The following is a 16,224-nucleotide window of genomic DNA, read 5'->3' as shown; positions in this document are numbered from 1 at the left end:
AAGCCACACGCCACAAGCCCTACCCCAGCAGCCGCCGCACCGCGAACCGGATACGCCCCAGGCTCGCCACCTCGTCGAAGGCGGTCAGCAAGACCTGATCACCGTGCGGCGTCAGCAGGATGGGGCCGCCCTCCAGGTCCAGCAGCAGGTCCTGCCACTCGCCCTGCCCGAGCGCGGCCCGCAGACTCCCGATCACGGCGCGGCCCGCCTGGACCACGCTGATGTCGGCGCCGCCGCCCGCGCTGGTCACGATGCCGCCCGCCGGGTCGATCAGGGCGACGTGCCGGATGCCGCGCACCTCCAGAAGCTGCTGAATCATACGGGCTCCGCCCTGGGCAGCTCGGTGAGGTCGAGCGCGAGGCGGGCGAGGAGCTGCTGGGCCAGCCGGGTGTCCTGGCCCCGCATAAGGGCCACCCCGAGGACAAAATCGCCGCTGGTGACGGCGACCACCTCGACGCGCTCGCTGGTAAAGGCCACGCGGGTGACGTTCCCGGCGCCCAGACGGCGGCCTATGCGGTCGAGCCCCACCCGCAGAGAAGCGAGTTCGGCGGCCAGGGCGTCGCCACCCTCACCGATGACTTCGAGGGGCAGGCCGTCCAGACCGACCAGGGCAGCGGCCACCACACCGGGCACGGCGCGCAGGGGACCAAGTCTCACAGGAAGCTCTCCAGTCTGCGGGCGGCTTCGCGGCCATACAGCCGGGCCTGGCCCAGGTTGCTGCGGGCGTCCAGGGCCAGCAGCAGAAAGAATTCGGGCGTGATCGGGTGCAGGTACACGCTGAGGCGCTCGCCACGCAGGTACAGCTCGCGCGTGGCCCCGCCCCCCAGCGTGTCGCCGTAAGCGGCATGCGCGGCCCGCAGCAGCCCCGCATGTTCGGCGACGAGAAGGTTCAGATCGGTGGTGGCGGCCGCGTGGCCCTCGACCAGCAGGCCGTCCAGCCCGCCAATCGCGGCGGCCCACGCGCCGTCCACGTCCGCCACCAGTTGTGTGAGATGAGGCAGCATCAGCCGCGATGATAGGGGACGAAGTAACGCAAAATTCTCACAAGGGGGGAAGGTTCAGCAGCCGGTCACACAACCGGGCCTGTTCCGCCTCGCTGAAGTCGTGCGCGGCGAGGTACGGTCCCAGGCCGCCCCAACTCGCGTCCAGATGCGCCAGGGCCGCCAGGATGTCTTCCGGGCGGGAAGCGACGAAGGGGTCCACCTTCGCCCAGGCTTCCGGGGTTTTCCTGGCTCTGGCCGCGGCATAGAACGCCTGCAACTCCGGCCCGCTCGCCGCGTAATCGGCGGCAATCTCCCCGCGCGGCACGCCCGCCAGTTCCAGGCACAGGGCCACGACCAGGCCGGTGCGGTCTTTCCCGGCGTGACAGTGGATCAGGACCGGGCCGGGCGGTGCGTCCAGAACTGCCCCGAGAATGGCGACGATCTGGTTCGCCGCGTGGTCGAGTTCGGAGCGGTAATGATCTGCGTTCGTCCGCGCCTCCGCCGTCGCCGTGTTCAGGGCGCGGTTCCGGTACGGCAGCAGGGGAAGGTTCAGGTATTCGGCGCGTCCCAGGAAGGGCGGCGGGGCAACGGTGCATTCGGCGCGGTTACGTAAGTCCAGAATGCGGCTGACACCAGCGGCCAGCAGTTCTGCCCTCCCCCGCTCGCTCAGGCGGCTGAGGCTGCCACTGCGCCAGAGGCCGGGCAGCGGGCGGCGGAAGTTGAGGGCACCGTCGGGGGCGGCAGGCATCCGCGCATGTTGAGGGTTGGAAGGCGAAGCAACCACCCCCGCCGCTGCCTGTTTTTCGCGTCCCGCTGCGGTAGAATGTCGGCAGTTGAAGGAGTGGGAAGTCATTACGTCAATAGCATAATGTGCTATACTCATTCCATCCCCGGCGAGGGTGCCGGGCCTCTTTTCCCCCCGTCGTCAGCAGGTTTTCCTCCGGCTGACGCCCACTGACTGGAGCCTCATGACTGGAATCCATCCCGTTGACATCACCAGCGAAGTCAAGACCAACTTCATCAACTACGCGATGAACGTGATCGTGGACCGCGCGCTGCCCGACGTGCGCGACGGCCTCAAGCCCGTGCAGCGCCGGATCATGTACGCGATGCTGCTCGAAGGCCTCGCGGCCAACCAGAAGCACGCCAAGTCGGCGGCCGTGGTGGGCGAGGTGATGAAGAAGTACCACCCGCACGGCGACGCCTCGATCTACGACGCGATGGTGCGCCTGGGCCAGTGGTGGAACATGCGCTACACGCTGGTGGACCCTCAGGGCAACTTCGGCTCCATCGACGGCGACCCGCCCGCCGCGATGCGCTACACCGAAGCGCGCATGACCAAGATCGCGGAGGAGGTGCTGGCCGATCTCGAAAAGGAGACGGTCCTCCTCAAGCCCAACTACGACGAGACGACCGAGGAACCCTCGGTGCTGCCGTCGGCGGTGCCCAACCTCCTCGTCAACGGCGCGGCGGGCATCGCGGTGGGCATGGCGACCAACATTCCGCCGCACAACCTGACCGAGATCAGCAACGGTCTGCTGGCCCTGATCGATAAACCCGAGATCGGCCTCGACGAGATGATGACGCACGTGCTGGGGCCGGACTTCCCGACCGGGGGGCGCATCTCCCGCCAGGGCATCCGCGAGGCCTACGCGACCGGGCACTCGGGCCTGAAGGTGCGCGGCAAGGCCCGCATCGACGAGAAGAACGGGCGCACGCAGATCGTGATCTCCGAGATTCCGTATCAGGTCAACAAGACCAACCTGATCCAGACGATCAGCGCGATGTACAAGGCCGGGAAGATTCCCGACATCAGCGCCCTGCGTGACGAGTCCGACCGCAAGGAACCGGTCCGCATCGTGATCGAGCTGAAGCGCGGCGCGATTCCCACGCTGGTGCTGAACCAGCTCTACAAGTACACGCAACTGCAAAGCACCTTCACGGTGATCAACCTCAGCATCGTGAACGGCGAGCCGCGCGTGCTGCCGCTGATCGACACGATGCGCGCCTTCCTCGACCACCGCCGCGACGTGGTGACCCGGCGCACCCAGTACGACCTGAAGAAGGCCGAGGAACGCGCCCACGTGCTGGAAGGGCTGATCAAGGCGCTCGACCACATCGACGAGGTGATCTCGCTGATTCGTGGCAGCAACACGGGCGCCGAGGCAAGAGATGTGCTGATGGCCCGCTTCGGCCTGACCGAGATTCAGGCCCAGGCGATTCTGGACATGCGCCTGCAACGGCTGGTCGGCCTGGAGCGCGAGAAGCTGCTGGGCGAATACGACGAGCTTCAGAAGACCATTGCCCGCTTGAAGGCTATCCTGGGCGACGACCGGTTGCTGTGGCGCGAGATCAAGAAGGAAATCCGCGATGTCCGCGACCGCTACGGCGACGAGCGGCGCAGCACGATCACCGACCTGGAAGACGACATCTCCAAGGAAGACCTGATCGCCGTCGAGGACATGGTCATCACCATGACCCGGGCCGGGTACCTCAAGCGCACCAAACTGGACGCCTACCGGGCGCAGGGCCGGGGTGGGCGCGGCGCGTCGGGGGGCAAGCTGCGCGACGAGGACATCAATACCAGCGTCTTTGTCGGCTCCACGCACGATTACCTGCTGTTCTTCACCGACGAGGGCCGCGTCTTCCACGAGAAGATCTACGACCTGCCGGAAGCGGGCCGCGACGCGAAGGGCACCCACATCCGCAACCTGATCCCGGGGCTGCGCGAGGAAGAAAACATCGCCTCGGTGCTGAGCGTGAAGGGCTTCGGTGAGCCGGGCAGCTTCGTCTTCGCCACCAAGCGCGGCATGGTCAAGAAGACGCTGATCACCGAGTACGGCAACATCACCTCGGCGGGCCTGATCGCTATCAACCTCCAGCCCGGCGACGAGCTGATCGGCGTGGACATCCAGCGCGACGGTGACGACCTGGTGCTGGCGACCCGCGAGGGCCAGGCGATGCGCTTCGCGGCGACCGAGGTGCGCGACACGGGCCGCGCCACCCAGGGCGTGATCGGCATCCGCCTGCGCGAGGGCGACGAGGTGGTCAGCATGGCCCTGGTACCCGGCGGCGAGGAGGGCAGCGAACTGCTGGCGGTCAGCGAGTACGGACTGGGCAAGCGGACGCCCGTCAATGACTATCCCAGCAAGGGACGCGGCGGCCTGGGTGTGATCACCCTGGACGTGACCGACAAGACCGGCAAGCTGGTGGCCCTGACCCACGTGGCCGGGAACGAGGAACTGATGGTCCTGACCGAGAAGGGCACCGTGATCCGCACCCGCGTCGAGGAGGTCCGCGTGACGGGCCGCAACGCGCAGGGCGTGAAGGTGATCAACATCAGCGAAAAAGACCGCGTGATCAGCGCCTTCCCGATTCGCCGTGAGGACGCGCTGTAAGCCGCGCAGCCCTCAAACGTGCCCGGCCCCCGTGGTCGGGCACTTCGTTTTGCCGGACGTTCTCCCGCCTTTACTTCAAACCCTGCCGCTCTTCTGGGGACGCGGAACAATGAGGGCGGAGTGAGATCATATCCGGGCTCCTCCTCCCGATTTTGTTCGACATAGAGCCAATTTCACACCTCCTGCCCACCGTCGAGCTTCGTAAGCTAAATGCTGTTTAAAGAAACAAAAGTGTTTACAAAATAGCAGTTCTGGGTTACACTGTGACCTGTGCGGGGATGTTCCCCGACCCCTCGAAACCAACGCCCAGGAGGCGACCACAATGACGCAGACCAACTCCTCCCTGACCAAGACCTTTGTCGACACCGTCACCTACCGTCCCGGCGCCGTGATCCTGTACCCGGGCAAGAGCGACATGCTCTACCGCGTCGCCTCCGGCCTGGTGCGCGTGCATACGATGGACGACGACGGCAACGGCCTGACCCTCCGCTACGTGAAGCCCGGCGAATACTTCGGCGAGGAAGCCCTGGCGGGCGTGAACCGCGCCTACTTCGCGGAAGCCGTGACCGACTCCACGGTCGACGTGATCAACCCCGCCCTGATGACCGCCGAGGACAACCTGGTGGTGACCACCCACCTCGTCAAGACGCTGGAACGTGCCTACGAGAGCATCTACCGCCTGGTGGGCAAGAGATTGCGCGCCCGCATCGCCGGTGAGCTGCTGGAGCTGAAGGACACCGCCCTGGCGACCCAGCTCGACAGCGGCGAGACGATGATCTACGCCACCCACGACGAACTGGCCGCCGCCGTCGGCAGCGTACGCGAAACCGTCACCAAGGTCGTCGGCGAACTCAGCCGCGAGGGCGTGATCAGCGCCGGGTACGGCAAGATCACCCTCAAGGATGAAAAGGCCCTGGCGGACATCGCCGCGGCGTAAAGTCCACCCCAACTTCCCAGATCAAACTGCCCAGACCGCCCGGTTCATACCGAGCGGTTTTTGCTGTTATGGAGGCACTTCCTAAACCGGACCGGATTCGTCCAGATTCAGATCACACCGGGGCCGGGCCTGCCCGCTACACTCGCCCCATGACGACCCCCTCCCAGCAGCACTTCACCCCCGAGCGCCCCCTGCGGGTGGCGGTGATCGGCAGCGGCCCCAGCGGTGTCTTCGCCACCGAGGCCCTGCTCAAGCAGGCCGAAGTCCCCGTTCAGGTGGACGTGTTCGACCGCCTGCCCACCCCCTACGGTCTGGTGCGCTACGGCGTCGCCCCCGACCACCTCACCATCAAGAGCGTGACCAAGGGGTTCGAAAAGACCTTGTCCGACCCGCGCGTGCGCTTCCTCGGCAATGTCGAATTCGGGACCGATCTCACCTACGACGAGGCCCGCGCCCACTATGACGCCCTGATCTACACCGTCGGCGCCTCCTCGGACCGCCGCCTGGGAATTCCGGGCGAGGACCTGAAGGGCAGCATGAGCGCCACCGAGTTCGTCGCCTGGTACAACGGCCACCCCGACGCCGCCGCCCGCGAGATGGTGCTGAACGCGACCGGCGTGGCGGTGGTCGGCGTGGGGAACGTGGCGCTGGACGTGAGCCGCATCCTGGTCAAGACCGTGGAGGAATTGCAGGGCAGTGATATCGCGGCCCACGCGCTGACGGCGCTGGAGCAGAGCCCGGTGCAGGACGTGTGGGTGCTGGGACGGCGCGGTCCCCTCCAGGCCAAATTCACCACCAAGGAACTGCGCGAGTTCGGAGAGTTGAGCGGCGCCGACCCCATCGTCAAGCCGGAGGAGATCGCCGTCAGCGAGGCGGAAGAGGCCCAGGTCAGCGACAACGTGGTGAAGAAGAATCTGGAAGTGCTGCGCGACTTCGCCGGGCGGACACCGGGGGGCAAGCCCCGCCGCATTCACCTGCGCTTCCTGGTGTCGCCGGTCGAGATTCTGGACGACGGTCAGGGCAACGTGGGCGGGCTGAAGGTCGAGAAAAACCGCCTGGACGAGAATGGGAACGCGGTGGGGACCGGGGAGTACGAGACGCTGCCGGTGCAGATGGTGCTGCGCTCGGTGGGGTACAAGGGCGTGGGCCTGCCGGGCGTCCCCTTCGACGAGAAACGCGGCGTGATTCCCAACACCGAGGGGCGGGTGGAAGGTCGGGCGGGCGAGTACACCGCCGGGTGGATCAAACGGGGGCCCAGCGGGGTGATCGGGACCAACCGCAAGGACGCGGTGGATACGGTGGCCCACCTGATCAAGGACGCGCAGGCGGGAACCCTTCCCACAGCGGGCCAGCCCACCCGGGCAGCGGTGGATGCGCTGCTGAAGAGCAGGGGCGTGGACGTGTACAGCTTCGAGGACTGGCAGACGCTGGATGCCCACGAACTCGCCCAGGGCCAGGCACAGGGCCGCCCCCGCGCCAAGGTCGTCCACAAGCACGAGATGCTCAGCCACCGCCGCAAGGAGATGCAGCGGGCCGAGGGCTAAAGACCGGGGGCGGAGGGGCAGGACTGCGAGAGGCCGGGGCAACCCGGTTTCTTTGCCCTCTGCCCTCGGCTTTCGGCCATCTGCCATACTCCCCCCCATGCAGACCAAGCCCGTCCCGCGCACGGACATCCTGGTGATCGGCGGCGGCCCGGCGGGACTGCACGCGGCCTTTTACGCGGCCTGGCGGGGGCTGAGCGTGCGGGTGCTGGAGGCGCGCGGCGAGCTGGGCGGGCAGTTGATGGCGCTGTATCCGGACAAGGTGATCTACGACGCGCCGGGCGTGCCGCAGGTGCGGGCGGGGGAACTCGTGGCCGCTCTGCTCGCCCAACTGGCACCGCTGAACGTGGACCTCCGGACAGGTGAGATCGCCCGGACGCTGGACCCGGATGGAGAGGACGGCTGGGTGGTCGGCACGGACGGAGAGCGGTATGCGGCAGGGGCGGTGATCCTGGCAGCGGGCCTGGGCGCGCTGCTGCCGCGTGAGGTGCGCGTGCTGGGCGCCGAAGCTCACCCGGACGTGAGGACGGACCTGCCTGACCCCGCCGGGCTGGCCGGGCGGCGGGTCCTCGTCGTGGGCGGCGTCCCGCAGGCGACGCGGGCGGCGCTGGAACTGGCAGAGGCGGGCGCCACGGTCACCCTCACGCACAGGCGGGCCGGGTTCCGGGGTGACCCACTGGCCCTTTCCCGGCTGGAGACGGAGCGGCAGGCGGGCCGCGTGCGCGTGCTGGCCCCCGCCGTGCTGGCCCGGCTCACCCCGGACGGCGCCGAGTTGGCGGTGGGAGGCGAGACGGTGGAGGTCCAGGCCGACACGGTGCTGGTCCTGAACGGCTACCTGCCCGACCTCTCTCCCCTGCTGGGCTGGCCCCTCGATTGGAACGGCGAGTACGTGCCGGACGGCCCCGGCGGGCAGACGGCCCTGCCCGGCGTCTACGTGATCGGTGACCTCGCCCGTTCTGGCGGGGACTTCAAGCTGCTCTCGCTGGCCTTCGCGCAGGCTGCGGTCACTGCCAACCACGCCGCGCACCACGTCCGGCCCGAGTTGAAGGTGCGTCCGGGCCACAGCAGCGAGCGGGGCGGGTATCCGGGGAGGGGGTAGGCGTTAGGGGTTAGTGAAAGGCTTGACGCTCCCTCTGCTTCGCAGCTCTACGAGTCCGCGCCGCCCGGCTAGAATGCCCCGCATGGCCTTTCTGTCCGTGCTGCTCCTGGGTGTCGCGTTTCTGGTGGGGAGTCTGCCGCTGGGGCACTGGCTGCTTTCCCGCATGGGCGTGAACCCGCGCGTGAACAGCGCGTACAACCTGGGCATCGAGAACGTGCTGCGAAGGGTCGGGCCGGGGCTGGCCGCGGCGAGTGCCGGGCTGGACTTCGCGAAAGGATTCCTGGCGGTGTTGATGGCCTCCAGCCTTCACTCGCCGGAACTGTGTGTCCTGGCTGCCCTCGCCGCGTACCTGGGGCACCTCAATCCGCCGCGCTTCCTGTACGGGGACATGCCGCCGCGTGGGCGGGGAAATCTGGTGCTGCTGGGGGTGATGGCGGGGCTGTCGGTGGCGGGGGGCCTGAGCTTCTGGCTGACGGTCCTGCCGGTGGTCGTGTACGCGGCGGCCGTGGGGTTCTGGGGGTACGTGAGTACGGCGACGCTCGCGGGGCTGCTCGTCTTCGCGGCGCTGGTCGCGCTGTCGCCGCTGGGCATTCCCGCCAAGCTGGGGGCGCTGGCGCTGCTGGTGGCGGCCACCTGGCGCTTCAAGGAGAACCTGGGGCGCATCCTCGACCGCACCGAGCCGCGCTTCGGGGAGGACGTGCCGATGGCCGGAAAACGCGCCGATCAGGTGGTCACCGCCTTCATGATTCACCCGATGACGCTGGAGAACTTCTGGCAGTCGCCGCGCTTCGCGTGGATGAAGCCGCTGGTCGAGCGCGGCGTGATCAGCGAGGCGAGCGTGCGGCAGATGGCCCAGAACCTGCGGCCCATGAAGGTCGGGGAACTGCACGGCATCAAGACGGCGGGAGGCCAGGAAATCCGCTGCTACCTGCTGAGCAGTCCCCTCCTCCCCGACGTGTTCCGCGATCAGCCCGACCTCGCCACGCGCCGCGCCATCGAGGGCGCCCGCCTCGCGCATGAGCTGGGGGCGGAGGTGTTCGGCCTGGGGGCCTTCTGGAGCGTGGTGGGCAACAAGGGCGTGGACGTGCAGGCGGCGGTGCCGGAAATCACCGTCACGAACGGCGGGGCGTACACCAGCGGCACCATCAAGGCGGCGATTCCCGGCATTCTGGACCACTTCCAGCAGACGGGCCGCGATCTGAAGGAAGCGACGGCGGGCATCGTCGGGGCGAACGGCGTGGTGGCCTTCGGAATCGCCCGCACCATCGCGCCGCAGGTCGGCAAGGTGATCATGGTCGGGCGGGACCTGGAGCGGCTCTCGCGCAGCGCGAACACCCTGCGCCGGGCGGCGAAGGAGACGGAGATCGTCACCACGACGGACTACGACACCCTCAAGGACGCCGACCTGATCTTCAGCGCCACCTCGGACCCCAATCCCGTGATCTTCCCGCAGCACGTCAAGCCCGGCGCCTGGATTTTCGACGAGGGCCGCCCCGCCGACGTGGACGAGAGCGTGCGGGAGGTGCCGGGCGTGCGGGTGATTCCCGGCGGCGTGGTGCGCCCCCCCGGCGGCATGACCAGCAACATCGACCTGCAATTTGGGGAGGGCGCGGTGCCCGCCTGCCTGGCCGAGACGCTGATCATCGCGGCGACCGGCGAACACGAGCGCAAAAGCCTGGGGCCGCAGACGCTGACGGAGAACATCAACTTCTTCGTGGAGCAGGCCGACCGGCTGGGCTTCACGGTGGTGGACTGATACGACCTTCAGGGGAGTGACGAGGGGCGAGCGGACTTGCAAAGCTGCGAAGCAGAGCGAGAAGAACATCCCGGCTTGCGGCGATGGACCATGAGCGAGTGAGCCTCCGGCGTTCGCTGCAAGACAGGCGAGGGGCCGTTCCTGAGCCTCCGGCCAACGCGAACATTCGGCACTTTCCCGGATGTTCTGGAATCAGGGCAAGTCGGGATGAGGCTCCCCCCAAGGCTTCACGGTCCGTCAGGAAGCCTCATCCTTGCCACCTGGGAGGAGGGCCTATCTTCTGGGACGATGGTGCGCTTCCCCCGCTCTTGCCTGCGTCCGTTGCTCCTTGTCGGTCTGACCCTCCCCGGGTGGACCGGGGCGGCGGAATTTCCGGTGGGGCTGGGCGGCGTGCTGCCTGCCGCGCCCCTCAATCCGTCAGCGCTGACCTGTCCCGCGCCGAGCGAGCCATTGGAGCTGGCGCTCTGGCGCGTCACGACCGAGGGAGGAAGGCCCGACCACTCCTGCGCGAATGCCTTCGTGGGCTTCCTGCGGACGCCGGGGACGCCCGAGCAGCCGGATGCCTTCGACGTGGCGGCGCAGCAGGTGCGCGGTGCCCGGGCGGAAGTGCTGCTCGCCAGCATGGAGTGGCAGGCGGGCGAGGGGCATCCCGGGTGGACCTTCGCGCAGGCGGTGCGGGACCTGTACACCAGGGTCAGGGCGAACCCGGCAGCCTACCCGGAAGGAATGACCGTGCGCGTCTCGCTGGGCGGCTATCCGGACCTGAAGCGCCGGGACGGGGCCACGCAGGCGCTCGAACTCGTGCGGGACCTCACGCGGCTGGGGGTGCCGCCAAATGACGCGGTGGCGGGCTGGCACCTGGCGGTCGCCAACTACGACTATTTTCCGCACAGCCACGTCAAACTCCATGTCATCGACGGTCAGGACCTGACGGTATCCGGGTACAACTATACGGACGTGCATCTCCCCGACACGCGGCCCGGCGGGCGGAGCCTGCACGATCTGGGCCTGCGGATGCGCGGCCCGGTCGCGCAGGACGGGGTGGCGGTCTTCGATGACCTTTGGCGGCACTCCCATGAGGTGACCTGTCCGGTGGGCACGGCGGCAGACGCGGTGATGAGCGCCTGCACCCTCGCCCCACCGGAAGCGCCCACCCACCCGGCGCTGGCCCGGACGCTGGTGCCCGCCGGGGAAGCGCGGGCCTTCCTGCTTTACCGCCGTCCCGGGTTCGACCAGGCCGACCGCGCCGAAGCGGCCCTGTTCGGTGCGGCGCAGCGGAGCCTCGATCTGATGCAGGCGGAATTCAGCCCCAGCCTGCACTGCTGGTACGCCTACCTGAACCCCGACGACTGCCCGGTCAGCACCTGGCCCACATACTTCCGCGCCGTTCTGGAGGCGATGGAGCGCGGCGTGAAGGTCCGCGCGCTGATGGTGGACTACGGCACCGACCGGGCCGCAAACCGCAGCGGAGTGGCGCTGATGCGGCTGGAGGCGCGGCGGCGCGGCATCGAGGACCGCTTCGAGGCACGCTACGTGACCCTGAACATGCACACCAAGGCGATGACGGTGGACGACCAGATGGTGCTGGCCGGGAGTCAGAACCTGCACTTCTCGGCCTGGGGACCCCTCGGGCTGAACGAGGCGATGCTGGCGACCACGGACGCGCGGGCGGTGGCCGAGCAGCGCGCCAGCTTTGAGGACCTGTGGGCCCACCACAGCCGCGAGGTGCCGCAGGAATGGTGGATGCGGAACGTGGAGGCGCCGAAGCCCTGACCGAACGGCATCTTCCGGGACTTCCCGCACCCTCTCACCCGGCCTCCCCGCCTACACTGGGGGGGTGACGGGAGCCTCATCACAGGTTGAACGTATTCATCTCGCCAAGCCGCGCGGCTTCTGCGCGGGTGTGGTCATGGCGATCCGGGCGGTCGAGCGGGCCGCGCAGGCCGAGGACCGGCCGGTGACGGTCTACCACTCCATCGTGCACAACCACACGGTTGTGGAGCGGCTCCAGAACCAGCACGACGTGCATTTCGTGGAGAGCCTGGATGACATCGGGGCGCTGCCCGACGGCAGTGAAACGGTCGTCTTCAGCGCCCACGGCATCAGCCCCGCCGTGCGCGAGCGGGCGCGGGTGCTGGGGTTGAGCACCATCGACGCGACCTGCCCCCTCGTCACCAAGGTCCACACCGAGGCGAAAAAGTACGCCCGCGAGGGCTACACCATCCTGTTGATCGGGGACAGCGCCCGGCACCAGGAGGTGATCGGCACGCGCGGCGAGGCGCCCGAACACACCATCGTGGTCGGCGTGCTGGGCAAGAGCGGCGAGGGCCTGCACGACCCCCACACCGTCGAGGTCCCCGACCCCGGGCGGGTGGTGGTCCTGACGCAGACGACCCTCAGCGTGGACGACACCCGGCGCACCATCGACATCCTGAAAGCCCGCTTCCCGAAGCTGGTGATTCCGCCCAGCGAGGACCTGTGCTACGCCACCAAGAACCGCCAGGACGCCGTCAAGGCCATCGCCCCGCAGGTGGACGCCTTTCTGGTGCTGACCAGCACGCACTCCAGCAACGGGATGCGGCTGCTCGAACTCGCCCGCGACCTGTGCGGCCGGGCCGAGCGGCTGGAAACGGCGGCGGACCTCGCGGGCCTCGACCTGACGGGGGTGCGCTCGCTGGGCATCACCAGCGCGGCCAGCACGCCCGACGATCTGGTGCAGGACGTGGTCGCGCACTTCCGCCGCCTGAACCCCGACCTCGCCGTGATCGAGGAAGGCGAGTGGGAGAACATCGAATTCCGCGAGCCGAAAAAGATTCTGCCGGGGCAGACGCTGCCGCGCACGATGCAGTAAAGCACCAGCGCAGAGGGCGCGAAGCGCCACAACCTGAGCTTTTCCCGGCCCTCGGCTACCCCTCGCGGATGTATCCCGTCCGCAGAAACTCCTGCACCAGCGGTTCGAGGTCGTGCAGGGCGAGGTCGCTCCGCATGGCGTACTCGGCGGGCGAGAGGTGCTCGTGCAGGGCGCGCAGGAGCGCGAGGCCCACCGCCCCGTACTGGGCGCGGAAACTGCGGTGAACGTCGAGGATGGGGTTCAGGGCGTCGCGGCCCCGCAGCATCAGGGCGTAGTTCCGGTGCGCCCACCCGGCGAGGCTGCTGGGCAGGATCAGCGTCTGGGGGCGCAGCGGGGCGGGAAAGGCGCCCTCGTAGGGGAGGGTGGCGGGCATGGTGGCGATGATCTCGCCGCGCACGTAGAAGATCGCGCCGCTGGGCCGGGCGTGCAGCCCGGTGAAGTCTTCGGTCAGGTTGAATTTCCAGGCGCGGCTGCCCACGCCGCTCAGCACGTGCGCGTAGGTCGGCGGGAGCGGATGCGCGCTGAGCGAGGCCCCCTGCTCGTAGAGGTTCAGCAGTTCACCGAGGGCCTGCTCCCCGGTGGCGTTCGCGGCCCCCGCCGTGACCGTGCGGCCCTCGAACAGCAGCACGTAGGCGCTCAGGTCCCCCAGGGTCGCGTACAGGTAGCCGAACCACGCCCCCTCGTGCAGATACTTCAGAAAGGCGTGCAGGTCGCAGAACTGAATCTTGAGGCCCGCGTGGGTGGGCGGAGACTGCGGCAGAAAGCGCGCGAGAAAGGGAGACGCGCCCGGAAACATCGGGACGAGGTCGGGAATCCATTCCGCGAGTTCCTCCGGCGGCTCCCCGCCCGGGCCGGAGGGGTGGGGCGGGTCCGCGTGCAGCCCATCACCGTGCAGGCCGTCGCCCTGTGAACCCTCGTTGGGCGGAATCATCCTTCCCTCCGCGCAACGGGCCGCTCCAGCGCGCGGAGGCCCCGGCGGTAACGGGCGGCGTTCTCCACGTAGCGCGCGGCGTTGGCCGGAGGCTCCACCTCACGCACCACCCGGGCGGGCACGCCCACCGCGAGCATCCCGTCGGGCACCTCCTGCCCCTCGCGCAGCAGCGCCCCGGCAGCCAGCACCGCCCCCGCGCCCAGACGGGAGCCGTTGAGCATGATGGCGCCCATGCCCACCAGACTGCCGGGCGCGCAGTGCGCTCCGTGGACGACGGCGCGGTGCCCCACCGTCACATCGGCCTCCAGCACACAGGGGAAGCCGGGGTCGGTGTGCAGCACGGCCCCGTCCTGCACGTTGCAGCGCGGCCCGATGGTGATGGCCTCGATGTCGCCGCGCGCGGCCACCCCGAACCACACGCTGGCGTCCTCACCGACCGTCACCTGGCCGGTCAGGTCGGCGCTGGGCGCGACAAAAGCGGTGGGGTGCAGGTCCGGGCAAACTCCGTCGAGCGCATACAGGGGCATGGGTCCTCCGGGCGCTGCGTTCACAGGCCAGCCAGGGCGGGGGCCAGGGCCAGCGCGGCGCGCAGCAACTGTTGGTCTTCAGGGTAAGTTAACATAGCCGCCGCCACGTCCGCCGCAAAAAAGCCGCCCTCCGCGAAGGTGTCCTCCAGGGTGGTCGGGGCCTCCGGCGCGGCGCGCATCACGAACCAGTGGATCAGGCGGGCCTCGCCCCGGTCGTTGGTGTAACGGGTCGGGGGCAGGGGGGCCAGGGGCGCCGCGCTGACGCCGGTTTCCTCGCGCACCTCGCGCACGGCGGTCTGTTCCAGCGTCTCCCCCGCCTCGACGTGCCCCTTGGGAAAGGCCCAGGCCCCGCTGCGGTACCGCACCAGCAGCACGCGCCCGCCGCCGTCCAGCACCACGCCGCCCGCGCCGGGCGTGGGAGCGGTGCTGGGGGCGGCCGGGCCAGAAGGGGAAACCATGCCGGGAGTATACGTGCCCGGCCGGGGGCCTTTAATGTTTACCGATTTGCGGCCACCTTCCCTGGCCGAACGTGCGATACTGCACTTGTCTCAAGTCCACCCCTGAAGAGGCACCGGCTCAGAGGGCCGTGTGCCGGGTACTGGGCAATGGGATGCAAGGAGAGTTATGGCTCAAGGTCGGGTAAAGTGGTTTAACGTCGAAAAGGGCTACGGGTTCATCGAACATCCCGGCAACCCTGACGTGTTCGTGCACTACAGCGCCATCCAGAGCGGCGGCTTCCGCAAGCTGAACGAGGGTGACGAGGTCGAGTTCGAGGTCGAGCCCGGCCAGGGCAACAAAGGCCCGCAGGCCAAGAACGTGGTCGTCACGAACGCCGCACCTGCGCCCATGGGTGGCAGCAGCATGGGCGGCGGGAACCGTGGCGGCGGCAGCCGCTGGTAAGCCGGGACACCTGAACATTCGGGGGTGAGCGCCTGCGTGCGGCTCGCCCCCTCGCCTTGTCACAGGTGCCTTGTCACAGGCACCTCGTCTCAGAGGCGGTTCCTGCTGGCCGCCCGTAGGATGCACCCATGACCGATGCCCCGCCTCCCGCTCCGCCGGGCCGACACGACCTCCCTCCCCCGGCGCTGGCCGCCGAGCGGGAAGAGGGGGAGCACCTTCCTCCCCTGCCCCCCACGGTCACCACCTATCCGCTGACCTTCACCGGGCAGGCGGGCGAGTATTTCCGCCTCTGGATCGTGAATACGGCGCTCAGCATCGTGACGCTGGGGGTGTACCTGCCGTGGGCGCGGGTGCGGCAGCGGCAGTATTTCTACGGGCACACCTGGTTGGACGGGCAGAACTTCGAGTACAACGCCAACCCGGTCGCGCTGCTGCGCGGGTACCTGATCGTGGGCGCGTTTTTCCTGACGTACTCGGTCACGGCCAACTTCGACTCGACCCTGTGGATTGCGGGCGGGATCGGCGTGCTGTTCTTCGGGCTGTACCCCTGGCTGGTGATGAAGTCGCTGCGGTTCGTGGCCGCGAGCACGACCTACCGGGGGCTGCGGTTCCGGTATCACGGGAAGGCGGGGGGCGCCTATCTGACCTACGGGCTGGCGAATATCGCGGCGCTCCTGACCGGCGGGCTGGCCCTGCCCTGGGCGTGGTTCATGCAGCGGCGCTATCAGGTGCAGAACGCCGCCTACGGCAGTGCCCGCGCCTCCTTCCGGGGGGATGTGGGGGACTTTTACGTGATCGGGCTGACCGGGCTGGCGGTCGGGATAGGGGGGGCGGTGCTGCTGGCCGTGCCGGTGTTCGCGCTGCTGTTTGTGCTGAGTGACCTGCCCGGCCTCGGTGCAGGCAGCCTCAGCCTGGGCGTGTTGCTCGCCCTGCTGACCGCGTACCTCGCCTTCCTCGCCCTCTACGCCGTCGCCTGGCAGTACGTGAGGGCCGCGACCCTGCGTTACGTGCTGAACCGGGTGGAGGTGGGCGGCGTGGTCCGCACGGGCGCGACCTTCAGCCCCTGGCGGCTGACGTGGATCGGCGTGTCGAACACGCTGGCGCAGATTCTCACGCTGGGCCTGGCGACGCCCTGGGCCGCCGTGCGCCGCACCCGTTACATCGCGCAGGGCGTGCAGGTGCGGGCGATTGCCAGCCTGGACGATTTCGCCGCCGATGTCACCCCGCCCGAGAGCGCGCTCGGGGAGGCGGCGACGGAACTGCTCGACATCAACCTGGGGTTCTGATGCCCCGGTCCGGTC

General features: G+C 68.7%; 16 protein-coding genes. 9 read left to right on the top strand and 7 right to left on the bottom strand.

Features of this window, described 5'->3' with window-relative positions:
• Positions 1-19 precede the first annotated feature (19 nt).
• The 4 genes from E5F05_RS12755 to E5F05_RS12740 are packed head-to-tail and all read right to left on the bottom strand — an operon-like array spanning position 20 to position 1,731.
• Positions 20-319 carry a roadblock/LC7 domain-containing protein gene (locus tag E5F05_RS12755; protein ID WP_129118999.1) on the bottom strand — a complete coding sequence of 100 codons (300 nt, stop codon included), beginning with the start codon at positions 317-319 and terminating at the stop codon, positions 20-22.
• Complete coding sequence (locus E5F05_RS12750) at positions 316-657, bottom strand: roadblock/LC7 domain-containing protein (RefSeq protein ID WP_129118998.1); 342 nt, start codon at positions 655-657, stop codon at positions 316-318. The genes E5F05_RS12755 and E5F05_RS12750 overlap by 4 nt, the downstream gene beginning before the upstream one ends.
• Positions 654-1,004 (bottom strand): roadblock/LC7 domain-containing protein, encoded by a 351-nt coding sequence (locus tag E5F05_RS12745; protein ID WP_129118997.1) that lies wholly within the window; start codon positions 1,002-1,004, stop codon positions 654-656. The genes E5F05_RS12750 and E5F05_RS12745 overlap by 4 nt, the downstream gene beginning before the upstream one ends.
• A gap of 37 nt (positions 1,005-1,041) precedes the next feature.
• Positions 1,042-1,731, bottom strand: coding sequence for a tyrosine-protein phosphatase (locus E5F05_RS12740; RefSeq protein WP_129118996.1), 690 nt, complete (start codon positions 1,729-1,731; stop codon positions 1,042-1,044).
• Between the two features lie 220 nt (positions 1,732-1,951).
• On the opposite strand from E5F05_RS12740, the gene gyrA reads away from it, so the two are divergent.
• From gyrA to ispH, 7 genes are all read left to right on the top strand, one after another.
• Positions 1,952-4,381, top strand: coding sequence for a DNA gyrase subunit A (gene gyrA / locus E5F05_RS12735; protein ID WP_129118995.1), 2,430 nt, complete (start codon positions 1,952-1,954; stop codon positions 4,379-4,381).
• A 322-nt stretch (positions 4,382-4,703) separates the two neighbouring features.
• Positions 4,704-5,318 (top strand): helix-turn-helix domain-containing protein, encoded by a 615-nt coding sequence (locus tag E5F05_RS12730; RefSeq protein WP_011530152.1) that lies wholly within the window; start codon positions 4,704-4,706, stop codon positions 5,316-5,318.
• 149 nt (positions 5,319-5,467) lie between these two features.
• Positions 5,468-6,862: an FAD-dependent oxidoreductase gene (locus E5F05_RS12725; RefSeq protein ID WP_129118994.1), complete on the top strand. Its 1,395-nt coding sequence runs from the start codon at positions 5,468-5,470 to the stop codon at positions 6,860-6,862.
• Between the two features lie 97 nt (positions 6,863-6,959).
• Complete coding sequence (locus E5F05_RS12720) at positions 6,960-7,958, top strand: NAD(P)/FAD-dependent oxidoreductase (RefSeq protein ID WP_129118993.1); 999 nt, start codon at positions 6,960-6,962, stop codon at positions 7,956-7,958.
• A gap of 82 nt (positions 7,959-8,040) precedes the next feature.
• Positions 8,041-9,714 (top strand): glycerol-3-phosphate acyltransferase, encoded by a 1,674-nt coding sequence (locus E5F05_RS12715; RefSeq protein WP_129118992.1) that lies wholly within the window; start codon positions 8,041-8,043, stop codon positions 9,712-9,714.
• 321 nt (positions 9,715-10,035) lie between these two features.
• Complete coding sequence (locus tag E5F05_RS12710; RefSeq protein WP_241687156.1) at positions 10,036-11,487, top strand: phospholipase D-like domain-containing protein; 1,452 nt, start codon at positions 10,036-10,038, stop codon at positions 11,485-11,487.
• Positions 11,488-11,623: 136 nt separating this feature from the next.
• Positions 11,624-12,565, top strand: coding sequence for a 4-hydroxy-3-methylbut-2-enyl diphosphate reductase (gene ispH, locus E5F05_RS12705; protein WP_221274258.1), 942 nt, complete (start codon positions 11,624-11,626; stop codon positions 12,563-12,565).
• A gap of 55 nt (positions 12,566-12,620) precedes the next feature.
• On the opposite strand, the gene E5F05_RS12700 is transcribed toward ispH, so the two are convergent.
• The 3 genes from E5F05_RS12700 to E5F05_RS12690 are packed head-to-tail and all read right to left on the bottom strand — an operon-like array spanning position 12,621 to position 14,481.
• Positions 12,621-13,496 (bottom strand): hypothetical protein, encoded by an 876-nt coding sequence (locus E5F05_RS12700; protein ID WP_129118989.1) that lies wholly within the window; start codon positions 13,494-13,496, stop codon positions 12,621-12,623.
• The gene (locus E5F05_RS12695) at positions 13,493-14,023 is read right to left on the bottom strand and encodes a gamma carbonic anhydrase family protein (RefSeq protein ID WP_129118988.1); all 531 of its coding nucleotides are present in this window, start codon (positions 14,021-14,023) and stop codon (positions 13,493-13,495) included. The genes E5F05_RS12700 and E5F05_RS12695 overlap by 4 nt, the downstream gene beginning before the upstream one ends.
• A gap of 20 nt (positions 14,024-14,043) precedes the next feature.
• Positions 14,044-14,481, bottom strand: a complete 438-nt coding sequence (locus E5F05_RS12690; protein WP_129118987.1) for an NUDIX hydrolase — start codon at positions 14,479-14,481, stop codon at positions 14,044-14,046.
• 166 nt (positions 14,482-14,647) lie between these two features.
• On the opposite strand from E5F05_RS12690, the gene E5F05_RS12685 reads away from it, so the two are divergent.
• Complete coding sequence (locus E5F05_RS12685) at positions 14,648-14,923, top strand: cold-shock protein (protein WP_129118986.1); 276 nt, start codon at positions 14,648-14,650, stop codon at positions 14,921-14,923.
• 128 nt (positions 14,924-15,051) lie between these two features.
• Complete coding sequence (locus tag E5F05_RS12680) at positions 15,052-16,209, top strand: YjgN family protein (RefSeq protein ID WP_129118985.1); 1,158 nt, start codon at positions 15,052-15,054, stop codon at positions 16,207-16,209.
• Positions 16,210-16,224: the final 15 nt, after the last annotated feature.

It is taken from the genome of Deinococcus metallilatus, assembly GCF_004758605.1.
Classification (GTDB): domain Bacteria; phylum Deinococcota; class Deinococci; order Deinococcales; family Deinococcaceae; genus Deinococcus; species Deinococcus metallilatus.
The sequence above is the reverse complement of the archived record's forward strand: the minus strand, read 5'-3'. Positions and strand labels throughout refer to the sequence as shown.

Coding starts and splice junctions, on each gene's coding strand:
- E5F05_RS12755 (WP_129118999.1), bottom strand. CDS start 319: ATGATTCAGCAGCTTCTGGAGGTGCGCGGCATCCGGCACGTCGCCCTG.
- E5F05_RS12745 (WP_129118997.1), bottom strand. CDS start 1,004: ATGCTGCCTCATCTCACACAACTGGTGGCGGACGTGGACGGCGCGTGG.
- E5F05_RS12740 (WP_129118996.1), bottom strand. CDS start 1,731: ATGCCTGCCGCCCCCGACGGTGCCCTCAACTTCCGCCGCCCGCTGCCC.
- gyrA (WP_129118995.1), top strand. CDS start 1,952: ATGACTGGAATCCATCCCGTTGACATCACCAGCGAAGTCAAGACCAAC.
- E5F05_RS12730 (WP_011530152.1), top strand. CDS start 4,704: ATGACGCAGACCAACTCCTCCCTGACCAAGACCTTTGTCGACACCGTC.
- E5F05_RS12725 (WP_129118994.1), top strand. CDS start 5,468: ATGACGACCCCCTCCCAGCAGCACTTCACCCCCGAGCGCCCCCTGCGG.
- E5F05_RS12720 (WP_129118993.1), top strand. CDS start 6,960: ATGCAGACCAAGCCCGTCCCGCGCACGGACATCCTGGTGATCGGCGGC.
- E5F05_RS12715 (WP_129118992.1), top strand. CDS start 8,041: ATGGCCTTTCTGTCCGTGCTGCTCCTGGGTGTCGCGTTTCTGGTGGGG.
- ispH (WP_221274258.1), top strand. CDS start 11,624: ATGGCGATCCGGGCGGTCGAGCGGGCCGCGCAGGCCGAGGACCGGCCG.
- E5F05_RS12700 (WP_129118989.1), bottom strand. CDS start 13,496: ATGATTCCGCCCAACGAGGGTTCACAGGGCGACGGCCTGCACGGTGAT.
- E5F05_RS12695 (WP_129118988.1), bottom strand. CDS start 14,023: ATGCCCCTGTATGCGCTCGACGGAGTTTGCCCGGACCTGCACCCCACC.
- E5F05_RS12690 (WP_129118987.1), bottom strand. CDS start 14,481: ATGGTTTCCCCTTCTGGCCCGGCCGCCCCCAGCACCGCTCCCACGCCC.
- E5F05_RS12685 (WP_129118986.1), top strand. CDS start 14,648: ATGGCTCAAGGTCGGGTAAAGTGGTTTAACGTCGAAAAGGGCTACGGG.
- E5F05_RS12680 (WP_129118985.1), top strand. CDS start 15,052: ATGACCGATGCCCCGCCTCCCGCTCCGCCGGGCCGACACGACCTCCCT.